Genomic DNA, 276 nt, shown 5'->3' on the forward strand with positions numbered 1-276 from the left:
CCTAGAAGAATTGTTTTATCATATTCTAATAACTACTTCTTTTCCTTTATTGTGATTAACATTTTTATCTAAGAACATATCGAATGAATTCTCCACTACTTCAACTATTTCCATTAACTCTTCTACCCCATAATAGTTGAAATAATCTGTTACCCTGCATTCTTCCATGCTTTTACTTAGTTCTTCATCCATATCATGTTCTTTTAACTCATTCGCCAACTTAAGATTTTCCAACGTTATAATTGAACTTATTACAATAAGTTCAATTATAACGTT

General features: G+C 28.6%; 1 protein-coding gene. It reads right to left on the reverse strand.

What is annotated here, in order from left to right:
* Positions 1-18: 18 nt before the first annotated feature.
* A partial coding sequence (locus AACQ14_RS23710; RefSeq protein WP_339366013.1) for a hypothetical protein occupies positions 19-276 on the reverse strand: 258 nt, incomplete at its 5' end.

Source organism: Vallitalea maricola, from assembly GCF_036985595.1.
Taxonomy (GTDB): domain Bacteria; phylum Bacillota; class Clostridia; order Lachnospirales; family Vallitaleaceae; genus Vallitalea; species Vallitalea maricola.